At 44.1% G+C, this 21,664-nt stretch carries 21 protein-coding genes; 9 read left to right on the top strand and 12 right to left on the bottom strand.

The window, feature by feature from the left end:
- Positions 1-179: 179 nt before the first annotated feature.
- Genes tenA through BLT18_RS04605 form a run of 4 tightly spaced genes read left to right on the top strand, consistent with a single transcriptional unit; the run spans position 180 to position 3,908 of the window.
- Positions 180-884, top strand: a complete 705-nt coding sequence (gene tenA, locus BLT18_RS04620) for a thiaminase II (RefSeq protein WP_091271670.1) — start codon at positions 180-182, stop codon at positions 882-884.
- Positions 881-1,477: an ECF transporter S component gene (locus BLT18_RS04615; protein WP_091271668.1), complete on the top strand. Its 597-nt coding sequence runs from the start codon at positions 881-883 to the stop codon at positions 1,475-1,477. Before tenA ends, BLT18_RS04615 begins: the two co-directional genes overlap by 4 nt.
- On the top strand, positions 1,477-3,147 hold the full coding sequence (locus tag BLT18_RS04610; protein ID WP_091271666.1) for an ABC transporter ATP-binding protein: 1,671 nt from the start codon (positions 1,477-1,479) through the stop codon (positions 3,145-3,147). The genes BLT18_RS04615 and BLT18_RS04610 overlap by 1 nt, the downstream gene beginning before the upstream one ends.
- Positions 3,144-3,908: an energy-coupling factor transporter transmembrane component T family protein gene (locus BLT18_RS04605; protein ID WP_175487375.1), complete on the top strand. Its 765-nt coding sequence runs from the start codon at positions 3,144-3,146 to the stop codon at positions 3,906-3,908. Before BLT18_RS04610 ends, BLT18_RS04605 begins: the two co-directional genes overlap by 4 nt.
- Before the next feature lie 425 nt (positions 3,909-4,333).
- Here the strand turns inward: BLT18_RS04605 and BLT18_RS04600 are convergent, their stop codons facing one another.
- Positions 4,334-5,083: an alpha/beta hydrolase gene (locus tag BLT18_RS04600; RefSeq protein WP_091271663.1), complete on the bottom strand. Its 750-nt coding sequence runs from the start codon at positions 5,081-5,083 to the stop codon at positions 4,334-4,336.
- 60 nt (positions 5,084-5,143) lie between these two features.
- On the opposite strand from BLT18_RS04600, the gene BLT18_RS04595 reads away from it, so the two are divergent.
- Positions 5,144-5,434 (top strand): hypothetical protein, encoded by a 291-nt coding sequence (locus BLT18_RS04595; RefSeq protein ID WP_091271662.1) that lies wholly within the window; start codon positions 5,144-5,146, stop codon positions 5,432-5,434.
- Here BLT18_RS04595 and ctaD read toward each other — a convergent pair.
- The 4 genes from ctaD to BLT18_RS04575 form a co-directional block, all read right to left on the bottom strand.
- Complete coding sequence (gene ctaD / locus BLT18_RS04590; RefSeq protein ID WP_091271661.1) at positions 5,400-7,283, bottom strand: cytochrome c oxidase subunit I; 1,884 nt, start codon at positions 7,281-7,283, stop codon at positions 5,400-5,402. The genes BLT18_RS04595 and ctaD overlap by 35 nt on opposite strands.
- Positions 7,284-7,732: 449 nt before the next feature.
- Complete coding sequence (locus tag BLT18_RS04585; protein ID WP_091271660.1) at positions 7,733-7,942, bottom strand: hypothetical protein; 210 nt, start codon at positions 7,940-7,942, stop codon at positions 7,733-7,735.
- Positions 7,939-8,352, bottom strand: coding sequence for a hypothetical protein (locus tag BLT18_RS04580; protein ID WP_091271658.1), 414 nt, complete (start codon positions 8,350-8,352; stop codon positions 7,939-7,941). The genes BLT18_RS04585 and BLT18_RS04580 overlap by 4 nt, the downstream gene beginning before the upstream one ends.
- Positions 8,353-8,866: 514 nt before the next feature.
- Positions 8,867-9,262: an ArsR/SmtB family transcription factor gene (locus BLT18_RS04575; RefSeq protein ID WP_091271657.1), complete on the bottom strand. Its 396-nt coding sequence runs from the start codon at positions 9,260-9,262 to the stop codon at positions 8,867-8,869.
- 140 nt (positions 9,263-9,402) lie between these two features.
- On the opposite strand from BLT18_RS04575, the gene gvpU reads away from it, so the two are divergent.
- Positions 9,403-9,825, top strand: a complete 423-nt coding sequence (gene gvpU / locus BLT18_RS04570) for a gas vesicle accessory protein GvpU (RefSeq protein ID WP_091271655.1) — start codon at positions 9,403-9,405, stop codon at positions 9,823-9,825.
- A 158-nt stretch (positions 9,826-9,983) separates the two neighbouring features.
- Here the strand turns inward: gvpU and nadA are convergent, their stop codons facing one another.
- From nadA to nadB, 3 genes are read right to left on the bottom strand one after another with little or no spacing between them, the layout of a single operon-like run.
- Positions 9,984-11,081, bottom strand: a complete 1,098-nt coding sequence (gene nadA / locus BLT18_RS04565; protein ID WP_091271654.1) for a quinolinate synthase NadA — start codon at positions 11,079-11,081, stop codon at positions 9,984-9,986.
- Between the two features lie 27 nt (positions 11,082-11,108).
- Positions 11,109-11,942, bottom strand: a complete 834-nt coding sequence (gene nadC / locus BLT18_RS04560; protein ID WP_091271652.1) for a carboxylating nicotinate-nucleotide diphosphorylase — start codon at positions 11,940-11,942, stop codon at positions 11,109-11,111.
- Positions 11,923-13,521 carry an L-aspartate oxidase gene (gene nadB / locus BLT18_RS04555; RefSeq protein ID WP_091271650.1) on the bottom strand — a complete coding sequence of 533 codons (1,599 nt, stop codon included), beginning with the start codon at positions 13,519-13,521 and terminating at the stop codon, positions 11,923-11,925. The genes nadC and nadB overlap by 20 nt, the downstream gene beginning before the upstream one ends.
- Positions 13,522-13,659: 138 nt before the next feature.
- Here nadB and BLT18_RS04550 point away from each other — a divergent pair, with 138 nt between their 5' ends.
- The 3 genes from BLT18_RS04550 (at position 13,660) to BLT18_RS04540 (ending at position 16,530) form a co-directional block, all read left to right on the top strand.
- Positions 13,660-14,793, top strand: coding sequence for an IscS subfamily cysteine desulfurase (locus BLT18_RS04550; protein ID WP_091271649.1), 1,134 nt, complete (start codon positions 13,660-13,662; stop codon positions 14,791-14,793).
- Between the two features lie 286 nt (positions 14,794-15,079).
- Complete coding sequence (locus tag BLT18_RS04545) at positions 15,080-16,165, top strand: branched-chain amino acid aminotransferase (protein ID WP_091271647.1); 1,086 nt, start codon at positions 15,080-15,082, stop codon at positions 16,163-16,165.
- 128 nt (positions 16,166-16,293) lie between these two features.
- Positions 16,294-16,530: a hypothetical protein gene (locus BLT18_RS04540; protein WP_091271645.1), complete on the top strand. Its 237-nt coding sequence runs from the start codon at positions 16,294-16,296 to the stop codon at positions 16,528-16,530.
- A gap of 271 nt (positions 16,531-16,801) precedes the next feature.
- Here the strand turns inward: BLT18_RS04540 and BLT18_RS04535 are convergent, their stop codons facing one another.
- From BLT18_RS04535 to BLT18_RS04520, 4 genes are all read right to left on the bottom strand, one after another.
- Positions 16,802-17,779 carry a 2-hydroxyacid dehydrogenase gene (locus tag BLT18_RS04535; RefSeq protein ID WP_091271643.1) on the bottom strand — a complete coding sequence of 326 codons (978 nt, stop codon included), beginning with the start codon at positions 17,777-17,779 and terminating at the stop codon, positions 16,802-16,804.
- 28 nt (positions 17,780-17,807) lie between these two features.
- On the bottom strand, positions 17,808-19,847 hold the full coding sequence (locus BLT18_RS04530; protein ID WP_091271641.1) for a thioredoxin domain-containing protein: 2,040 nt from the start codon (positions 19,845-19,847) through the stop codon (positions 17,808-17,810).
- 161 nt (positions 19,848-20,008) lie between these two features.
- Positions 20,009-20,503 carry a DUF1259 domain-containing protein gene (locus BLT18_RS04525; protein WP_245705177.1) on the bottom strand — a complete coding sequence of 165 codons (495 nt, stop codon included), beginning with the start codon at positions 20,501-20,503 and terminating at the stop codon, positions 20,009-20,011.
- A 362-nt stretch (positions 20,504-20,865) separates the two neighbouring features.
- Entirely contained in the window at positions 20,866-21,633 is a 768-nt protein-coding gene (locus tag BLT18_RS04520; protein WP_091271640.1) for a hypothetical protein, read from the bottom strand.
- Positions 21,634-21,664 lie beyond the last annotated feature (31 nt).

Raw genomic sequence — 21,664 nt, 5'->3', positions numbered from 1 at the left:
AACCGATTCTATTTGCATGAGAGAATCTGCACATAAGTAAAAATGCTGTTCCGCCATAAGGACAGAGCGGCAAGCCAAGTGTTTCTAATGTATGCAGCCATTTTTCACAGACTGCTTCTGCTGCCGTCATTCTTCCTTACAGGTTCGACTTCCTAACATTATAAGGAGGAATGTTTTCTATGAAGTTTTCTCAAAAAATTCGCCAACAGGCAGATCGTATGTTTGAAGAGTGTTACCATCATCCGTTTGTGCAGGGAATCGGCCAAGGGAAATTGGAAAAAGAACAGTTAATTCATTACGTAAAGCAAGACTATGAATATTTAAACGCTATGATTCAAGCACGTGCACTTGGCATGGCAAAATGTAAAACACGAGAAGACATGGAAATGTTTCATACAAGCATTGGATTTATCTTAAACAGTGAAACACATCCACATCACAACATGTGCAAGCAAGCTGGTGTCCGTTATGAGGATTTGCAAGGATATCCGCTTGCTCCCGTCGCCCAGCACTACGCCAAGCACATGCTTCACACTGCGTATGAAGGGACAATTGGTGACATTATTGCTGCTACGCTGCCTTGTCCTTGGATTTACTTGTACGTTGGGGAGCGGTTAATGAAAGAAATCAATCCAGATCCAGATCATCCATTCTACGATTGGATTTCTTTTTACGGCAATCAAGAAGAACCGCGCATGAATGTGTATTTAGATACGCTAGACCGCCTGGCTGAAACAGCGTCAGAAGAAGAAAAACAACGCTGGCAAGAGCACTTTTTAGAAGGCTGTCAGCTGGAATATATGTTTTTTGATATGGCCTATCATGCTTCAGACTGGCCTTTTGATAGAGAACCTGCTGCACTTTCAGGGCGTGGGAAGCAATGAGTCTTGGAAAACCGTTGAATTTGCGTGAGATCGTCGTCATGGCTTTCATTTCAGCAGTCTTCGGCGTCCTCTATTTACTCTGGATTTTTCTTAACCAAATTGTTACTGGTGTATTAGGACCAGTTGGCGGTGGGCTGATGGCTGGTTTTTGGATATTGGCTCCTGTTGTTTGTGCACTCATTATCCAAAAGCCAGGTGCTGCCCTGGCAGCGCAAATGATAGCCGCCGGCACTGAAGTGATGGTCGGTTCGGTCAATGCAGGAGCTGTACTGCTTTTAGGTCTGACGCAAGGACTTGGAGCAGAACTTATTTTCGCCCTGTTTTTATACCGAAACTACCGTTTGCCGGTACTTATGCTGGCTGGAATGAGCGGCACATTTGCCAACTTTCTTACTCAATACGTGATGTATGGCTACAGTCAATATGAAACGATGATTGTATGGTTCATGCTCGGCACCATGCTGGTTAGCGGGGCGCTTCTTGCCGGCTGGGCAGGGCAGGCACTCTCTTATGCTCTTGTACGCACCGGTGTGTTAAACAACTTTGCGCTTGGCCGGTCGTATTACCAGAAAAAAATGGAGGAGTCAGCGTGATGAGCTATGTGGAAACCAAAGAGATGTCCATCACATACCCACTCGAACAACATGCATCGCTCCCTCCCGTCAGCGTTGGTATCGAAAAAGGCGAAAAAATCCTTATACTCGGGGCAAGCGGGTGCGGAAAAAGCACACTCGCTTTGGCTCTGCAAGGGCTGATTCCCCGCTCCATCGATGCCAAACGCAGCGGAAGCGTAACAGTCGATGGCACCGATCCGAAATCATGGACAGCCAAACAAGCGAGCAGCCACATCGGTGTTTTATTTCAAGACCCACAAACGCAATTTTGTATGCTTACCGTTGAAGATGAAATTATTTTTGGACTAGAAAACCTCGGTCTTTCCAAAGAAGAAATCAAACGACGCTTAGAAGAAAGCCTCGCTCTTACGAACCTAACAGACAGGCGTCATGATGCTCTTCAGACACTGTCTGGGGGACTCCAGCAAAAAGCAGCCTTTGCTTGCCTTTTAGCTATGGATGCCAACACATTGATTGTAGACGAGCCCACAGCCAATCTGGACCCAGAAAGCAGCAAAGATCTCTTGCAATGCTTGGCAGATGTTTCAGAACAAAAAAATAAAACTGTACTTTGTATTGAACATAAGCTAGACGATGTCCTGCCTATTATAGACCGTGTCATTGCTCTTTCTTCATCAGGCGGGGTATTCGCACAAGGACAGCCGCGAACATTTTTTCAACAAAACACTTCTCTTCTTCAAGATGCGGGTATCGCCATACCTGAAGTGTGCGAAATGGCTTTCAAACTCGAACAAGAAGGCTTGGTAACGTGGGGCTGTTTTCCACTGACGTTACGTGAGTGGGAAGCAGAATGCCAACGATTAGGAATCCAAAAAACAAATCATATGCCATGTCCATCAGAAGTGGCTGCCTCTTCCGAACCGATTTTAGAAACCAATGCATTATCATTTTCATACCGAAAGCAACCGGTTCTTCAACACGTTACATTTTCGCTTCATCGTGGACAGTTTGTTGCGCTTACTGGTGCAAATGGATCTGGAAAAAGCACACTTTTTCAACTGCTTTCAGGAATTTATACACCTGCACAAGGCGACGTAGCACTCCATGGCAAAAGCCGGCACGACATCTCTGATTCGGACTGGATGCAGCATATCGGTTATGTGTTTCAAAATCCAGAGCACCAATTCATATGTGACACGGTTGAAGAGGAGCTTACCTATGGCCTGAAAATGAAGGGCACCTCACCCGCTGTCATTGCCTCACAGGTAGATGAACTGCTCGAGACATTTTCACTCACTGCTAAGCGCGCTGCCAATCCGTTCTCATTAAGCCAAGGGCAAAAGCGCCGCCTGTCGGTTGCGACGATGCTAACGAGCGATCAAGACATCCTGCTTTTAGATGAGCCGACATTTGGCCAGGACGAAGCGAATACAACCGCTATGATGGATCTGCTTTTGGCGCTGCACCGACGCGGGAAAACAATTGTTATGATTACGCACGACATGGAGCTCGTTTATCAATATGCAGATCATATTCTGCTGCTGCACGAGGGGACAATCGCGTATGATGGCCCGACCGATGCTTTTTTTGAGAATACAACGCTGTTAAAACAAGCTCATTTAACACCTCCCATCAACCGGGAATTAGCAGGCTGGCTTCCATCTTTTCAAAAGGAGGAAGTGCTGTGATTGAACAATACCAAAGGAAAGAGGCGTTTTTACAGCACGTCAACCCATCGTTAAAGCTGATAAGTGTTCTGTTTATTATTGCGGTGATGATTCCTGTGTTTGATCCATGGACTCCTCTTGTTTTATTTGCAGCCACTGTGCTGATGATTACGAGTTTGGGAGGCGTTTCGCTGCGTTTTTTGTTGCTGTTGTTATTACCGTTTGTACTGTTTGCTTTTAGTTTTGTCTGGATTCAAGTCGTTTTTCCGGATGAAAGAGGCAGCACCGTTTTGTTTTCTATTGGCAGTATGCCGGTTGCACTGGAAAATGTGTTGATTGGTATGTCACTTGGTATGCGGGCACTTGTGTTTGCTTCCTGGTCTTTATTGTTTGTGTTAACGACAGAACCAACAAAACTGATGCTTAGTTTAATTCAACAATGCAAACTCCCACCGCGCTTTGGATATGGAATGATGGCTGCCTACCGTTTTCTGCCTACCTTTCAACAAGAGCTCAAGCAAATCCGCAAAGCTCATAAAATCCGCGGACTCGGTACGAACAGCAAATGGAGAAATGCCAAACGCTACGCAATTCCTCTTATCGCTGGTGCTGTGCGAAAAGCGGAAAGAACAGCTGTGGCAATGGAGTCCAAAGGATTTGACGGAAGTCGAAACCGCCAGTTTTACCATACAATCACTTGGAATAAAAACGATGCCCTGTTTTTATTGCTGTTTATCAGCTTAGTGGCTAGTCTTATCACCTTTCGCTGGGCGTTATTATAAGAAACAAGCGCTTTTAATCATAAATACAGAGTGATGGCTTGATGTTATCACCTTTATACACCAGAAACCTTCCTTTCTCCATGTTTCACGCAGTGGCTACATGGCAGCAAAGGAAGGTTTCTTTGGTATTCGCAGCTGTGTATCTGCATGCACATAGAGAGGCTGGGACAAAACCCAGTAAATGAAGAACGCCCTCACTTATTGTGAGGGTTTTCTGCGTGCAAGGGTAGATGGTACAAAAATACATTCGCTTGCCGCGGGCAAGGCTTCAGCTAACCGACGGAAGATCACCGTCGGTGGATCTTCAGCTCTTGCTTCGACGCACAGGACGTGCTAGTGTCGGCGTTAGCCACACGATGTGGCTGGTCTTAGCCGACGCCCCACAGGCGTCTCATGATTTTTGACCATGTCTGCTTTTTGTTGACTTACCCTTCGGTGGACACGGTCAACCCATTAATGAATGCGATACTCTCTAATGCAATTTTTCCTTGGTCATGGTCTAACGTGGCAACGTGATAACTATCTTCCATGACAATCAGGTGTTTATCATCAGTCGGTATCTCTTTATAAATAAACTCACTGTTGTTCATTGGCACGACATGGTCTTCCCGTGACACAAAAATACGAGCTGGTACATGAATGTGAGAAAGTTTTTCTTTCGTTTCTTTCATGAGCTTTTCCAATTCTTTTAATGATTGGACAGGGATGTTGTCATAAGCAAGCTCTGCTACACCTTCTTTTTTGATATCGGAGTGAATCCCTGGAATAAATCGTTCTTCTCTGTCTGATTGCAGCATAGGGATATCAAGTGCTGCATTAATCAGGATAATGCCTTTGGTACTAGGGTACTGATTCGCTAGATGAAGAGCCAGTGTTCCTCCCATCGACAATCCTGCTATATAAATGGAATCACATGATTCTTGTAAAAACGCATATCCTTCCTCTACCGTTGCGCACCATTCTTCATATGTGGACTGCTCTAAATCGTTTGGATGGGTGCCGTGACCTTTTAAACGCGGTCCAAATACTGTAAAACCTGCCTGATGAAAGCGTTGGCCGATGGGATATACACTTGCTGTTGTACTGCTAAACCCGTGAATCACAAGTACTCCTGTGTTATCTCCTTCAAAGTAAAAAGGTTCTGCTCCTTTCATCACCAGATACCTTTCATCCATGATTTTCTCCCTCCTACTTTTCTATCCTTTGAACTTCTTTATATAAGAGGGTTTCTCCTTGTGGGCAAACTTTTTTATGACAAAAAACTTTTAGAAAAAACCGAATTGCCGTCCAGCCCCTATAACAGAGACCGCTGTTTTGTTGCGCGTATCCAAGGCTTTCCTGAAAGATTTTCCACAGTTGGCATACACCTCACCCGGCTTATGGGACACATTGATGGTTTACCCCATGCCAACAAATTATATTTCCCTGTCAATGCAAAAAAACAGCGTCTGCGCGCAGTTTTTTCCTGCACACAGACGCAGTCTGTACCACTTAAAGGGAACGGCTGTTTTTTTCAATTTCTTTGACTTTATCTTTATTAATATGCCAGCCATGATCTTCTCTAATAGACCGGGTCACCATGGCCCCAAATGTCAGCAATACCCCGGCAGCAATTGCTAAAAACGGTATGATGGTCGATTCTACCGCATTCATTAATGTCAAGCCAAACCCCCACCAAAACAGCCCAAAGGCAATAATAAACGGCAAAATAGACGGACTTGGCATGTGAATGTCAACAATCGGTTCAGCCGCTTTCATGTGGCCTTCTCCGTGAACTTTTTCATAAAACCATGGATCTAGTGAACGAACTTGCGGTACTTGCGCAAAATTATACTCTGGCACCGGATTCGGTGTGGACCACTCTAGTGTCCGAGCGTCCCACGGGTCGCCAGTTTCTACGCGTTCGCCTTTCACGGCGGAATAAATGACATTAATCACAAGCGCCAAGACAGCGGCGGTCATCAAAAAAGTACCCATCGTTGAAACAAAATTATACGTCTCCATCCCTTCCCCTGGATGGTAGGTAAAGTAACGGCGAGGCATGCCGATAAGCCCGAGTATATGCTGTACGAAAAAAGTGAGGTGAAAACCAATATACATCAGCCAAAACATGAGCTTTCCTAATGTTTCATTCAGTTTGTGGCCAAACATCTTGGGGTACCAATAATACAGCCCTGCAAGAATACCAAAGACAATCCCGCCAATAACGATATAATGAAAGTGTGCTACAACAAAATACGTATCATGATACAGATGGTCAACCGGTGCCATTGCAAGCATAACACCTGTCACTCCGCCTAACACGAATGTTGGAACAAAAGATGAAGCACACAACATAGCTGTATTAAACGTAATTTTCCCGCCCCACATCGTAAACAGCCAGTTAAATATTTTAATGCCGGTTGGTACTGCAATCGCAAACGACGAAATGGCAAACACCGAATTTGTTATCGGCCCAATTCCAACCGTAAACATATGGTGCACCCACACCATAAACCCTAAAAATGCAATTAACAATGTCGCAAAAATCATGGCAGTATGACCAAATAAACGCTTTCTTGAGAAAGCCGGAATGACTTCTGAAAGAATTCCAAAAGCAGGCAGTACGAGGATATACACTTCTGGATGACCAAAAATCCAAAAAATGTGCTGCCATAATACCACGCTTCCTCCGTACTCTACTTGGAAAAACTGTCCGCCAAACAAACGGTCTAACATTAACATCGCAAGCCCTGCTGCTAGTGGTGTAAACGCAAATACGATTAAAATAGAAATGACGAGTGTTGTCCAGCAGAACAATGTTAAACGCATCATGGTCATGCCAGGGGCACGCATATTAATAATCGTAACAATGAAATTGATACCAGACAGCAAGGTTCCAATACCACTTACTTGCAGCCCCAGCACATAAAAGTCGACACCTAAGTTGCCATACTCTCTTGTAGACAATGGTGTGTACGCAAACCAGCCAGCATCCGGTCCTCCTCCAAAAAACCAGCTGACACTGAGCAAAAGACCGCCAAAAAAGAAAATCCAAAACGCAAGTGCATTGACAAATGGAAATGCAACGTCACGTGCACCGATTTGCAATGGAATTACAAAGTTCATGAACGCAAACAACAGGGGGGTTACCGCAAGAAACAGCATAATTGTCCCGTGCATCGTTAATAACTCATTATATGTCTGCCCCGTTAGAAAGGTATTTTCTGGATACATTAGCTGAATTCGCATCAACAATGCCATTACACCGGCTTTGATAAAAAACAATGAACCGGCAATTAAGTATAATACCGCTATTTTTTTATGATCAACGGTAGTAAGCCAATCCCACAGCACACTGGTTTTTTCCTTATAATCCACTGCTGTTTCTGCCATACTTTCGTCATCCTCCCGGAAGTAAAAATTTTACTATTTTGTTAAACAGCCCCGCATTCATTATTTCCATTCAAGAGAGAGGATATACGAAAAATCCCTGTGTCATATGAAAACACAGGGTGTCATGGGTTTCTTATGTTTTTTTCCAAATAGCTTCGCACACAAAAACCGTACTCTTTGTAAAGGGCAGTTCTGATCCAGGATATTGCGTATTTTTTGATGGCAGCTGCAAGAGGCTGTGCAACACTTACAGCCAGTTTCATATCTAATTGCGCAGACTTGGGGGGGGGGGGGGCACAGGCCCATGATGACTGCGTCATTTCTGCATATTGGAGCATTAGTAACGGTGTCGTCATTTCTTCTATTTTTCTCTAACGAAAGCCTTGCTCTATTTTATCACACCCAAACAAAAAACAGCCTGCTTGAAAACGGCAGGCTGTTTCTTCGCATCAGGTGTCTTGTATCTTTAACATTTTCACAGAATACAACGATAAATCTTCTTTCACGACATCATAAAATGTACGCGCTTGTTCTTTGGATGTAAATGTTATTTCCGGCTCACTTGGATTTTGAGCGTAGGATTCCAAACCTACCTCGTTGCCATTCTGATCTACTGCGATAATAAGATATTTCTCTTTCGGTTTTTCTGTTGTTGTCATTCGTTTTCCCTCTCCTTTGTGTATGCACACGAAACATGTTGTTGTAAAAATGCTTCTATGGCATCTCTATCTCCCTTTCCGTCATAATATACCGCTTGATCTTGTTGGTTTTCTACAACAAGCAGCGAAGGGATACGTTCTATATTCCAGTCATTCATAGCGCGTTTGTTTGTGTGAGATATAATTTCGATATCAAAACCTTCGGGTTTACACGCATTATTGGTGTGAAGCAAAGCTTGATAATAGGGCTGTTCTTCATACACATTGTCATCATTGGAAAATAACAGCACCGTCGTACCTTCATCTATATTTGCGCCTAGCTCCGGTATGGCAGCTGTGTTCGTACATCCAGACAATCCTAATAAAAGGAAGATGACACTAATCGTACTGCATGCTGTTTTTTCATTCATGTATGAAGATTCCCTTCCTTTCCGCAACCAAACGTTTGTTGAGAGCTAAGCGGTTTCCATTTTTATATTCCTGTTCTTTTTGATTGACAAACATGAAGATAAGCTCGTGAACAAAAATAGCTACTTTTGACCTATATCATCTTCTTATCTTTTCCATTACCGATGCTTGCACCGTCTACCCTTGAATGATGTTATGGCAGAAAAACTCCTTTTCCTAAAAGCAACGGGTTCCCTTGTTAGGTACAAACTGGTGAATGACATGGAGAACACAAGGTAAGTCAAGTCGCAGAAACAACCAGCAGATTTCACCGTACGAGTCACATTAGAAAGACTCGGCTTGCCGCCGAGTCTTTCTGGTGGGATACACCGTTTTCTTTTCCTTTTCATCCCTTAACAAAGGTAAACAAGAGACTGAGCCGCATTCAACACCAGTGACGCTAAAGCAGACAACCAGAGCTGAAAGGATGTGCCGCGCGAACACCTATATGCCAATGACATCCAGTTGAAACTATAATTATTGTTCTGTTTTGCGGTCTGCCATTTCTTTTTGGTGGATGGTGGCCAGCTTAGCCATTTCTTCGACATGACTGTCATCTAACGAGTAATAAACCAGTTTGCCTTCTTTTCTGTATTTAGCTAAACCGAGCTTGCGCAATGTTCGCAAGTGATGAGATGTTGATGCAATGGAAGCTTCAATAATATGAGCCGTATCACAGACACACAATTCCCCTTCATAAGCCAGCGCTTGTACAATTTTCATTCTGTTTTTATCAGCCAGTCCCTTAAACATGCTGACCATGTGCTCAATGGCCTCATCTTCCATGGCAGCTTTTACACGCTCTACTTTTGTACGATCGACACATGTGATTTCACATACATCATCTGCTGAAGATTGTTTTGATTGAGCCATTGTCGTCCTCCTGTTTATAGACTTGTATGCCCATTATATTATAATCAAGCACATGTTTGAATGAACAGCAAAATGAAGACAATATTCATAAAACGTTTATGCTCGGTAAAGAATAGACAGCAGGAAAGGGGGAACAAAACATGACAGAAGACGTGTATGCCGGCAAACATAGCGACCATTTGCTGCACTATCTCGTTCGGCTTGCCGACAACGGAGCGGAAATAGACATCACCTTAAACGTGTCTGGCACAACCATTGTCGGGACGCTTATCGGTAATGTAACTTACCTGGATGAGGTTCAACGTTATTTGCAGACGAGCCACAGTGATTTAAAAGAAAAAATGACGAACTTCTTTGAAAAAACAGCAGACAAATTCCAAAAACATACGGATGAAGATGAGTATGAAAGCGGGTATATTCACCTTCGCGATGCTAAAATTCTAGAAGTTCACGGAGAACAAGCATTTACCGGCAATCTGTGGCGTGGAAAGCTCGCTGATGTTTGCGGTTTTAGCTTTGGATCGATTCGAGTAAAACATGCCGAAAGCAGTCGCTTCGAGTAAGAGGAAACAAGGCTGTCTCAAAAGGGTGCGGCCCTTTAAGACAGCCTTTTCTCTGCTCAGTTGTGCGGGGGTGTATTTATCGATAGGAAGACAGGAGTGCCAAGGTCTGTCGTCAACACCGTTTTTAAGAGAACGAAACTGATAAACATGCTCTCTTTTTAACGATGCAGCATACGCTCTAATGCTTTTTGTGACGCTTTCTTAGTCTTTTCATCGACTTCAATCACGTGATGCGGATTCCCTTCAAGAATGCTTTCTAACGACCACAACAAATGCGGCAGATCAATGCGGTTCATCGTTAAACATGGGCACATGTTTGGATTCAGCGAAAACACATGCTTATCGGTTTCTTCCTGTGCCAGCCGGTTGACCAAATTCATCTCTGTTCCAACAGCCCAAGTTGTTCCGCTTGGTGCCTCTTGAATAGTTTGAATAATTTTGTTGGTAGAACCAGCATCATCAGCCGCTTGAACAACATCAAATGTACATTCTGGATGGACAATAACACGAACATCATCATACGTGCTGCGAACGTGATGAATGTTATCCATCGTGAATTTTTCATGAACCGAACAATGTCCTTTCCATAAAATCATACGCACATCATCTGTGTGTCCATCGACTTCTAAATATTCATTGACCGGGTCCCATACTGCCATTTGTTCTAACGGAATACCTAACTCATACGCCGTGTTGCGGCCAAGATGCTGATCTGGCAAAAACAGAATCCGCTCTTTTTGTTGAAAAGCCCATTTCAGCATATTCCGTGCGTTCGATGACGTTAAGGTCGCTCCTTCGTTTTCCCCGCAAAACGCTTTAATAGCAGCCGTACTGTTGACATACGTGAGCGGAGTCATCGTATCTCCAAAAGTTTCTTGCAGCACATCCCATGCTTGTTCCACTTGGGAGATATCAGCCATATCCGCCATCGAACAGCCAGCTCTCATGTCCGGAAGCAGTACAGTTTGATGATCCCCTGATAAAATGTCTGCTGTTTCTGCCATAAAATGCACACCACAAAACACAATATATTCCGCTTCTTTATTGGCCGCTGCCACTTTGGCCAGCTGTAAGGAGTCTCCTGAAGCATCCGCAAATTGAATCACTTCATCTTTTTGATAATAATGTCCTGGCATAAATAAACGCAGACCGAGTTCCTCTTTGATTTCACGCACACGCGTCTCCATCTGTTTCTCGCTTAATGAACGAATGTGTTCAGGAAGGGTATGTACCTGAAAACGTTCTAACACATTCATCGCTTTCCACTTCCTTTCTTTAGGTTGTTACGATTGAATAAGAAAACTAAGATCTAACGCTGTCACCGAATGAGTCAGGCAGCCAAGAGAGAGATAATCAACACCTGTTCCTTGGTAGCCTGCTACATCTTCGATCATAATGCCCCCGGATGCTTCTGTTACAATCGATGATGGGACCAATGCTTGCAGCACTCTTACTTGTGATGGAGTGCAATTATCAAACATAATGACATCCGCATTTGCCGCTACTGCTTCTTTTACTTCTCGTTCGTTCGTTGTTTCTACTTCGACTTTTATCATGTGCCCGCCATAGTTCTTTACTTTTGCTACTGCTTTTTCCAAACTTCCAGCTGCGGCAATGTGGTTGTCTTTAATCATAGCGGCGTCATAGAGACCAAAACGATGATTGCTTCCTCCGCCGCAAGCAACCGCATATTTGTCCAGCATCCGAAGTCCTGGCATCGTTTTTCTTGTGTCACACACCCGAATCGATTCATCTGCTAACGTGGTTACAGCGCGTTTTGTCATCGTCGCAATACCACTCATTCGCTGTACGATATTTAACAGAACTCTTTCTCCACTCAAAATCGCTGTGGTTGGACCCTGGATGCCAGCCACCACTTCCCCTGCGTTCACTGTTTCTCCGTCTCGTTTATATACCAAAGTTTCAATGCGTTGATCTAACAGAGAAAAACCTTCTTTCAGTACATCCACTCCAGCAAAAACCCCATCTGCCTTTGCTATAAGCTGTCCCTTTGCTGTATCCTCTTCGGAAAAAATCGCCTTTGTCGTGACATCGCCTGTTCCGATATCCTCCATAAAAAACCGCTCTAACATCTGTTTAAGTTGTATGGTATTCATGCAACGCTGTCCTTTCTGCTTTTTTCTTTTTCACAGGAATCGCTTGCTTATGCTCATAGTAAAGAGAATAGTCCCGCCAAGCCGGAGACTCATCTGTAATATCTGTACGCAGGTGAGCCCCGCGTGATTCTGTACGCATGAGTGCGGCATTGGTTACCATCCAAGCAGCTGCTAACAAATTTTTTACTTGAAGCGCTTTGCTGCCTATGTCTTTTCCAGCCGGGGCAAACAAGTCATCTTCATAGCGAGCCAGCCACGTCTTCATAGTACGCAGTGCATCTGGATCTTTGACAATTCCAGCATAGTCATCCATCTGTTTTTGCACACACGACAATGACGGCCATTCGTTTGCTCCTTTTTCAGCCGGCCATCCCGGCGCTTGTTTGTTCGCTTGCAGTGAGACAGGCGTCTCCAGCAAGTGCTCGGACAATAAAAGAGCAGAAGCTGCTCCTTCCAATAAAGAATTACTCGCAAGTCGATTCGCCCCGTGCATGCCCGTACAAGCTGTTTCCCCAATCGCAAATAAACCATTTTTACTCGTTTGACCATACGCATTCACGGCAATGCCGCCCATAAGAAAATGCGCCCCCGGCCGAACCGGCACTAATCCGCGTGACACGTCCACCTTTTCAGCATGGAGTCGTTTTGCAATGGAAGGGAACTTTCTATGAAACTGTGAAATTGGACGAATCGATAAAAAGACATCACCGCCTGCATCGATGACGTCATGAACCGCTTTGGCAACAACGGCACGCGGTGCTAAATCTTTCAGAGGATGTTTGCCTTCCATAATAGGATGTTCCTTGTGATCAACCAGCACACCGCCTTCCCCGCGAATCGCTTCAGATAAAAGCCCGGCTCCGCGTCCGTGAACATACAGCATGGTCGGATGAAATTGAATAAATTCCATATCCGTAAGCGTCACACCCGCCCGATATGCCATCGCCAATCCATCTCCGGCTGCTTCTTTCGCGTTGGATGTGACCGAGTACAACTGCCCGCAGCCGCCTGTGGCAAGAATGGTCGCATTTGCTGTCATCGTCCATGCACGTCCTTTTTCATCCTTGCCGCGGATGCCAACACAATCGTCTCCATCCATCAACAAATCATAAGCATGAAAATGCTCTATACATACCACACGATCTTTTGCAATTGATGTTAGCTGTTTCATCATATGATAGCCTGTTGCATCTCCTCCCGCGTGAAAAATGCGACGACAGCTGTGCGCTCCTTCTTTTGCCAGGGCAAATGTTCCATCCGCGTGTTTGTCAAATGCCACACCACATGAAAACAAAAAATCCATCACGTCAGCAGCCTGCTCAATGATCATTTGAACGACGGAGCGATTATTTACTCCATTTCCAGCTTCTAGCGTGTCTGTTACATGTAAATCCACATCATCATTTCGAGCAATCGCTGCTGCAATACCACCTTGCGCTTTTGGAGAGTTGCCTGATGTAAGACTCCCTTTTGTAACCAAGGTAACCTGTCTGTGTTTTGCTAGTTTAATAGCAGCAATTATGCCAGCTATTCCGCTTCCTACAATAAGAATATCTGTATTGATATGATTTTCATTCATAACTGCGCGGCGGCCCCTTTTTCTTTACATGTGTCTTGACATATATATTTACACAATTTTAAACTAAGAGCAACCACTCTTGGCAAAAAATTTTAGTTATATGTGAAATGTTGAGCGAGAGGATGGAGGGAGAACGGAATGATTTATTTGGATCATTGTGCAACAACACCCATGAGCCGCCCTGCACTAGAGGCATATGTGCAAACAGCGGAATCTTTTTATGGAAACGAACAAAGCTTACATGATCATGGAGATTACGCACGTCAGCTTGTTCGCCATTGCCAAGCTGAGCTTGCATCTGTCATCAACGGAGAAGCCTCAGGGATATTTTTCACCAGCGGGGGTTCTGACAGCAATATTAGTGCCATTTTAAGCCTGGCTTATGGAAATCAAGCACGCGGAAAGCATATTATCACTTCTCCTCTTGAACATCCATCGGTCTATCAAGCATTAGAGAAGCTGAAAACAGAAGGGTTTGAAGTAGACGAAGCGGATGTGAAGCCAAATGGAGAGGTGTCTGTTATATCTTTAGAAGAGTATATACGAGATGATACGATTCTCGTGACGATCTGCCACGCCTCTAGTGAAACGGGTGTTATTCAGCCGCTTGAAGACATTGGTGCGGTGGTAACAAAACACGGTATCTGCTTTCACACTGATGCCGTCCAAACATTTGCAAAAATACCGATTGATGTGAACAAAGCTTGCCTTAGCGCTCTATCGATGAGTGCTCATAAAATCAATGGCCCTAAAAATACAGGGGCATGTTATATTGCTCCTCATGTAAGCTGGCAAAGCATCTATCCACGTGTTGTACATCAACAAGGATTCAAACCAGGCACGCTGGATACAGCCGGTATCGCTGCCTTTGCGACAGCTGCTTTCCATATGCATCAACAGCAAGATCAACTGTATGCAAAGTGGAGAAATATGCAGCACTGGCTATTAGAGCACATCAACAATGACCACGCTGTGTTAATTGGTGACAAAAACAAACGGCTTCCTCATCATCTCTCCCTCCGCTTGCATGGATATGAAGGTCAATGGGTAATGCTTCATTGTAACCGGCAAGGTATTGCCATTTCAGCAGGGAGTGCTTGCAAGGCCTCTTACACCGATCCGCCTAAAAGTTTGCTCGCTATGGGACTTACTGCAGAAGAAGCACATGGGTTATTTCGCATTAGTTTTGGCATCGATACCACCGATGATGACCTCAACGCCTTAGCTTATACACTGAATCAATGCGTTCCGAGTGTTAAACCATCACTGTGAACATTTTTGCTGTCGTATGAAATACGCAGTCCTGCATGGAAAATAGATGATCCCTATATGTTAGCAGCAACAGGAAAAGTGGCATGCTAATGGAAAAGTTAATCAAACGTTTGATTCATTATTATGTTCGCCTCGTCCCTATTTCTGCGTAAATTTTGCCTAAGTATCACACCCTACATAACATGGTTTCTAATTTTTTCTATAAGAGAAATACTGAAAATTATGCGCATTTGGAGTAAACTAGAGAGAAGAAACTTTTTCAGTTTATCAGAAAGAGGGATATAGAATGGATCAACAAGTCACCATCTATCAGGCAGAAACCCGAAAAGCTAAACCTGATTATAATGAATTGAGCTTCGGCAAACATTTTACTGACCATATGTTTGTAATGGATTACAGCACAGAAAAAGGTTGGTATGATCCACGAATTACACCGTATGAACCACTGTTGATGGATCCTTCATCCATGGTGTTTCATTATGGGCAGTCCGTATTTGAAGGGTTGAAAGCGTACCACTCTGGTGACGATGTATTGCTGTTTCGTCCAGAGAAAAATTTCGAGCGCTTAAACAAATCCAATGAACGCATGAACATACCAGCAGTTGACGTTGATTTCATGGTCGATGCGCTGAAACAATTGGTTGATATTGACCACGACTGGATTCCAACCAAAGACGGGCAGTCTTTGTATATTCGTCCATTCATCATTTCAACGGAAGCTGGACTGAGCGTAAGACCCGCTTCTCAGTACAAGTTGATGATTATCATGACACCTGTCGGCGCATACTACTCCAATTCTGATCACATGAGTCCGGTAAAAATATACGTAGAGGATGAATTTGTTCGTTCCGTGAAAGGCGGCGTTGGTTTTACGAAAACATCCGGCAACTACGCAGCCAGCTTAAAAGCACAAACAAAAGCAGCAGAGCTCGGCTATGACCAAGTGCTCTGGCTGGATGCCCTTGAGAAAAAATACGTAGAAGAAGTCGGCAGCATGAATATCTTCTTCAAAATTGATGGTGAGATTGTGACACCAGCGCTAAATGGAAGCATTTTAAGCGGAATTACCCGTAACTCTGTCATTGAACTGCTTCGTTACTGGGGCTATACCGTGAATGAACGCCGTATTTCCATCGAAGAAGTATACAACGCTCAAAAAGATGGTACATTAGAAGAAGTATTCGGAACAGGAACGGCTGCGGTCATATCTCCGGTAGGCACGTTAAAGTGGAAAGAGGAAGAACTCGTTATTAATAACAATGAAACAGGAGACGTATCACTGGACCTTTATGAAACAATCTCCGGCATTCAAACTGGTAAAAAAGACGACGTGCTCGGCTGGACCATTCCACTTGGCGTGAAGCAAACATAATATTTGCTTCCTTATCGTCCAATTCCTCTCTTTTTGGGGAAACACACAGAACGCTTTGGGATTCACTGCATATGTTGAATCTCGATCGTTCTGTTTTTTTATGGCCAAAAAGAAAGGAGGAGACGACGATGCACCCTAAGCGGCATCCCGGTGTAGCAGCTGTACTTAGTGCCTTGTGGTCTGGCCTTGGCCAAATCTATAATGGACAAATTGGCAAAGGCATGGCATTAACCATTATCCAGCTGTTGAACTATTTATTACTTTCGGTCTTGATTGGTTTTATAACTTTCCCCTTAGTTTGGATATACGGCGTTGTGGATGCGTATCGATATGCAGAAAAAGCCAATCGCAGGCACGGTGATTAGCGAAAATACTCCAAAACAAGCGGTCCCAAACGATGTTTCACAGCTGAAATACTCTGCTCTTTCCACGGGCAGCACTTGTGCTTTATCGTAAGTAAAAATCTCTGCGCGGCTTTACTTCCACAGGATGCGGCAGCTTCTACGCCCGGCACAGGACGTGTGCAGTTTTAGAAGAAGGTCCTTTATTTCGCTGTTCCTGCAGAAATAGACGTGTATTTCAGCTGATATTCATCAAAAATAAAACCATCCCAACCTCGTGAGGCAAATTCTTCTTTTATGATAACTCCACATCATGGTTTATTAGATTAGGCGGGCGGCTACCTTGCAGGACTGCATCCACGTTTTTGGCTGCCACCATAGACATGGCCTCTTCGGTTTCTTTTGTCGCCGAACCAATGTGCGGCGTAGCGACCACTTGATCCATCTGTAATAATGGATGGCTTACCGACACAGGTTCTTCCTGAAAGACATCAAGCCCTGCAGCGCGTATTTCTCCGTTATTTAATGCATCTACTAATGCTGCTTCATCTACCGTCTGGCCGCGTGATCCATTAACAAACACCGCGTGTTTCTGCATTCGCTCAAATTGAGGCTTCCCCATCAAATGATAGGTTTCCTCCGTTAATGGTGTCATCAAACAGACAAAATCAGCTTCTTCCAACAAATGATTAAGAGAACGATGCGACGCGTTGTACGTCTTTTCAAGTTCTGGCTTTTTCGATCGATTATGATACAATATCTTCATGTCAAATCCAAAATGCGCCCGCTTTGCAATGGCCTCTCCAATTCGGCCCATGCCGATAATCCCCAGCGTCTTGTGATGAACGTCTACCCCAAATTTACTGTCTGGAAGAAGCCCTTGCCAGCCTCCGCCTTTGACATAGTTATTTAGCTCCGGAATCCGGCGTGCTGCTGCTAAAAGCAGCCCAAAAATAGCGTCAGCGGTTGTATCATTTAACACATCCGGCGTGTTTGTCGCAGCAATCCCGCGTTTCGTTAATTCATCAATATCAAGGTTGTCATAGCCGACAGAGACGTTACTGACAACTTTTAGATCAGGGGCAAGATCCAGCAGTTCTTTTCCAACGTCAAACTCCCCGCCAATAAACGCAGATGCTTCCGTTAATGCCGCTTGCAATGCCGGGTCTGAAAGCGGTACGCCGTGCGGAAAATGTGTCACTTCATATGTTTCGCCGAGCCGGCGTTGTGCAGCCTCCTGCACACGCCCGTACGCCACAACTTTTTGTTTCATTTCTTGTGCCTCCTTTTCTTATACCATTTTAATCATCAAGCATTGCTAAGGCATCATCTGTTTCTGTAACCGGCTGATGACAGGCAAAATTTTCACAAACAAATATAGTCGTTTTTCCTTCTTTTTTCTCATAACTAGCTGCAAAAGGAGCAACCTCTTGAAAGTGTTCCGGCTTGTCACTTATTAAGTACGTGACTTCTGGATAAAACTCCTGCGTAAGCTGTTCTGTCATGACATTTGCTTTTTCATCATTGTCATTCGTTAACACAATGACTTCTTTCATATGGCTGTGCAGAAGCAGGTAACTCTGCAGAAAGTACATGTGTCCGCTCGGATATTGCTTTAATTCTTTCGCAAATGCGGCCAGAGCCTGACGTGTTTTTTCTTCGTAGCGGTGTTCACCGGTGAAACGTGCAAGGCGGAGCAGCTGTACCGCTGCTACACTGTTTCCAGAAGGCATCGCCCCGTCAAATGTTTCTTTCGGACGAACGAGAAGCTGTTCAGCATCATGGCCGTAAAAGAAAAATCCTCCATTTTCCGCATCCCAAAACAAATGAATTAACTGATCGCCATAGTGCTTCGCCTTTTTCACATAAACAAGATCAAGCGAGCTTTCATACAGCTCTAATGCGGCCCAAAGCACATTGGCATAATCCTCCACAAACCCTTTATATTTCACTTCCCCTTCACGGTAACGAACCATTAAACGACCGCCTTCTGTCAGCTTTGATTCAATAAACTGAAAGGCTCGTTCGGCTTCTTTCAGATAACGCTCTTGTTGAAACACCCGGCCCGCTTTCGCAAGTGCCGCAACCATTAAGGCATTCCACGACGTTAGGATTTTATCATCTTTATGTGGATGCACTCGTTTTTCACGATGTTCAAATAATCGTTGACGCGAGGCTTCTAACCGCTCTTTTACGTTTTCTGGGTCCAATTGATGTTGTGCGGCAAACGCTTGCGGAGACTGGCGAATGAGGTTGGGAATGCTTTTTCCTTCAAAGTTTCCTGTTTCTGCAATGTCATAGACACGGCAAAACAATTCGCCTTCCTCTTCTCCAAGCACCTCTTTCACTTCATCTGGGGTCCATACGTAAAACTTCCCTTCCTCACCTTCCGAGTCCGCATCCTCTCCTGAGTAAAAAGCACCGTTGTCCGCTTGCATATCACGTAACGCATACGTCAGAATATTTTCAGCTGTTTCACGAAATCGCTGCTCCCCCGTCAATTGATACGCTTCTGTATAAGCCATCGTCAACAAGGCATTGTCGTACAGCATTTTTTCAAAATGGGGAACGAGCCACTTTGCATCTACAGAATACCTTGCAAAACCGAACCCAATGTGGTCATGCATGCCGCCATCCGCCATTCCTTCAAGTGTTTTCAGCGCCATTTTCAACGCCATTTCATCGCCAGCGTAACGATAATAACGGAACAGATATAACAGGTTGTGCGGAGATGGAAACTTTGGAGCACTGCCAAATCCACCGTAATGGATATCAAAATTGCTGCGCAGCTCTTCCACGCCTTTTTTCAACACGTTTTCGGTTAATTCTGTCTCCTCGCCAGCACGCGGCGTCAGCACTTCTACCATTTTATTGCCTACTTCTTGCACTTTCTCTGGGTCTTCTCTATATTTATCATACAGTTGCGTAATCACATCTACCAATCCCGGCATCCCGTGCATACTGTGCTTTGGAAAATACGTTCCCGCATAGAAAGGCTTTTGGTCAGGGGTCACAAACACATTTAACGGCCAGCCGCCGTGGCCTGTCATGGCTTGAAGAGCAAGCATATAAATGGAATCAATATCGGGGCGTTCTTCGCGGTCCACTTTCACGGCGACAAAACGTTCATTGATTAGCTCTGCTACTTCTTCATCTTCAAAGCTTTCTTTTTCCATCACGTGGCACCAATGGCAAGTAGAATAGCCGATGCTGACCATCACCGGTTTGTCCTCTTTTTTCGCTTTATCAAATGCTTCTTTTCCCCATGGATACCAATCGACCGGATTATTTTTATGCTGAAGCAAATACGGCGACTTTTCGTATTGCAGATGATTCGCCATCTCTATCCACCCTTTCCGCGTAATAACAACTCTACTTGCAGTGTACCCGAAAGAAGCCAAAGAAAAAACCGAACCTGTTTTGGTTCGGTCCCATCGCTTCATATAAATTAAATAATGTTTAATATGATTCCATCAACCTTTTGACAAAAACCTGTGTTTTTTTATTTATCGTCTTTTAACACGCTTAAGGCAGCGGCTGTTTTTTTTGCGAACTCTAATGGCGGCTCCACTGATTGAAAATGAATATACATTAGGCGCGGGTCGTCGAACAACCAATGATTGTGAATAGCCGTTACTTGGATATTTTGTTTTACTAATCTTTCAACAAATGGATTGATTTCGTGCTGTAAAATAACGGTTTCCCCCAAATTGAGGGCATTTCCGTTGTTATCCATTCCCTCAAACGAGAAGAACTGTGGAAATACAAGCGGTGAATTCGTTTCACGTCCCATGATGCTGGCTTCAAGGTCTCTTGTGCGAGCAGCCACACAAACACCATTTGTTTCATCAGGTTCTGCATGTAAAATAGCAGCAAAGCGGTCACAAAGGTTCCGGCAGTCATCTTTCCTCCCGTGTCTGCGGCCTCTTCTTTGTCTTGCGTTCTGCACTTCCAACATCTCATCTATCTGCCTTTTCAACCTTTCCTGGTTTGACATTTTTCCACCTCCTCTCTTTACTTCATTCATATGTACACACCATAAGTCTTGCATGAGTACATGTCCTTTCCATTTTCAAATTGGATAATCGGCATTTATAAAAAAACAAACGTCTCTTTTTAATGAACCATGGTATGGTTGCACATTCACAAAGAACAGCACAAGCACCTTGAAAGGGGAAGGTTCAGCTCAAACTGCCACGTCGTTTGCGCTGGAGAGTCTGGGCGCTTGCGCTGGACTGTGAAAACGCCAAACTTTTATACTTTCCTGCTTATTAAAAAAAGCCGAACCTGGTGAAGCAAGGTTCAGCTTTTGGCATCGAAAGACTGGTGCTGCTTTTGCATCCGAAAATCCAACCGTTCTTAAATGGTGTCTTCTTTTGATGTTTGATTGTCTTCTATTGCTCCTATCAAACTGGCAACATCTTGTTTCTTCAGGACATCTTGTTGTTTCTCCATATCGATCAATGCTTTGCGGAAACCATCACTCTCTACAAACATACGAAGTGTATGGACGCTGTCGTTTTTTAAATATTCTTGTATGTCCCGAGGAAGCAAGTTAAAAGCGTCTCTTACATCTCGTGCCACTTCTCCGTTTTCTAACGCTTTTTTCATATGTACATGTGCGGTGTTACTGCTGTTTGCAGGTTCAGTGTCAGCACTGCCTCTTATGTAATAATTCAGATCACGGTACAAACGATACAAGCCAGCAAAATGATCATCTCTTTCCAGCCCAGCCATTTTCATATTTTCTTCTAACTGTTTCGAAAAAGTAGTTAAACGATCATGAACATCTTGTAAGTCTCGTTTTACGTGTGGTTTTTCCGCATGCTCTACTGCCTCTTTCGTCTCTGGAATAAAAGCATCGATCACTTCTTTGGCTTCGACAATATTAAAGTCCGCACGCTGCCAGCCTTGCTTGTAGAATTCGTTCATTTTTTCATATCCCAATGCAATGACTTCATTCACAACGGGAGGGGTATCATGCTTATCCGTCTTTTCTATTTCTTCTTGTGATTCTTTTGGTGTGTTATTGTTTTGTGCTTGTTCTTCCTGCAGCTGTTCATTTGGTCCGCAAGCAGATAAAGCCAGTACTGCGCTGCATGCAAGCATCCACACAGACTTTTTCATGTACTTTCCTCCTCTTCCATCTAGTTCTCTA

The sequence above is a fragment of the Alteribacillus persepolensis genome (assembly GCF_900099605.1).
GTDB lineage: Bacteria > Bacillota > Bacilli > Bacillales > Marinococcaceae > Alteribacillus > Alteribacillus persepolensis.
Note: the sequence above shows the minus strand (reverse complement) of the source record. Positions and strands in the feature narration are given on the sequence as shown.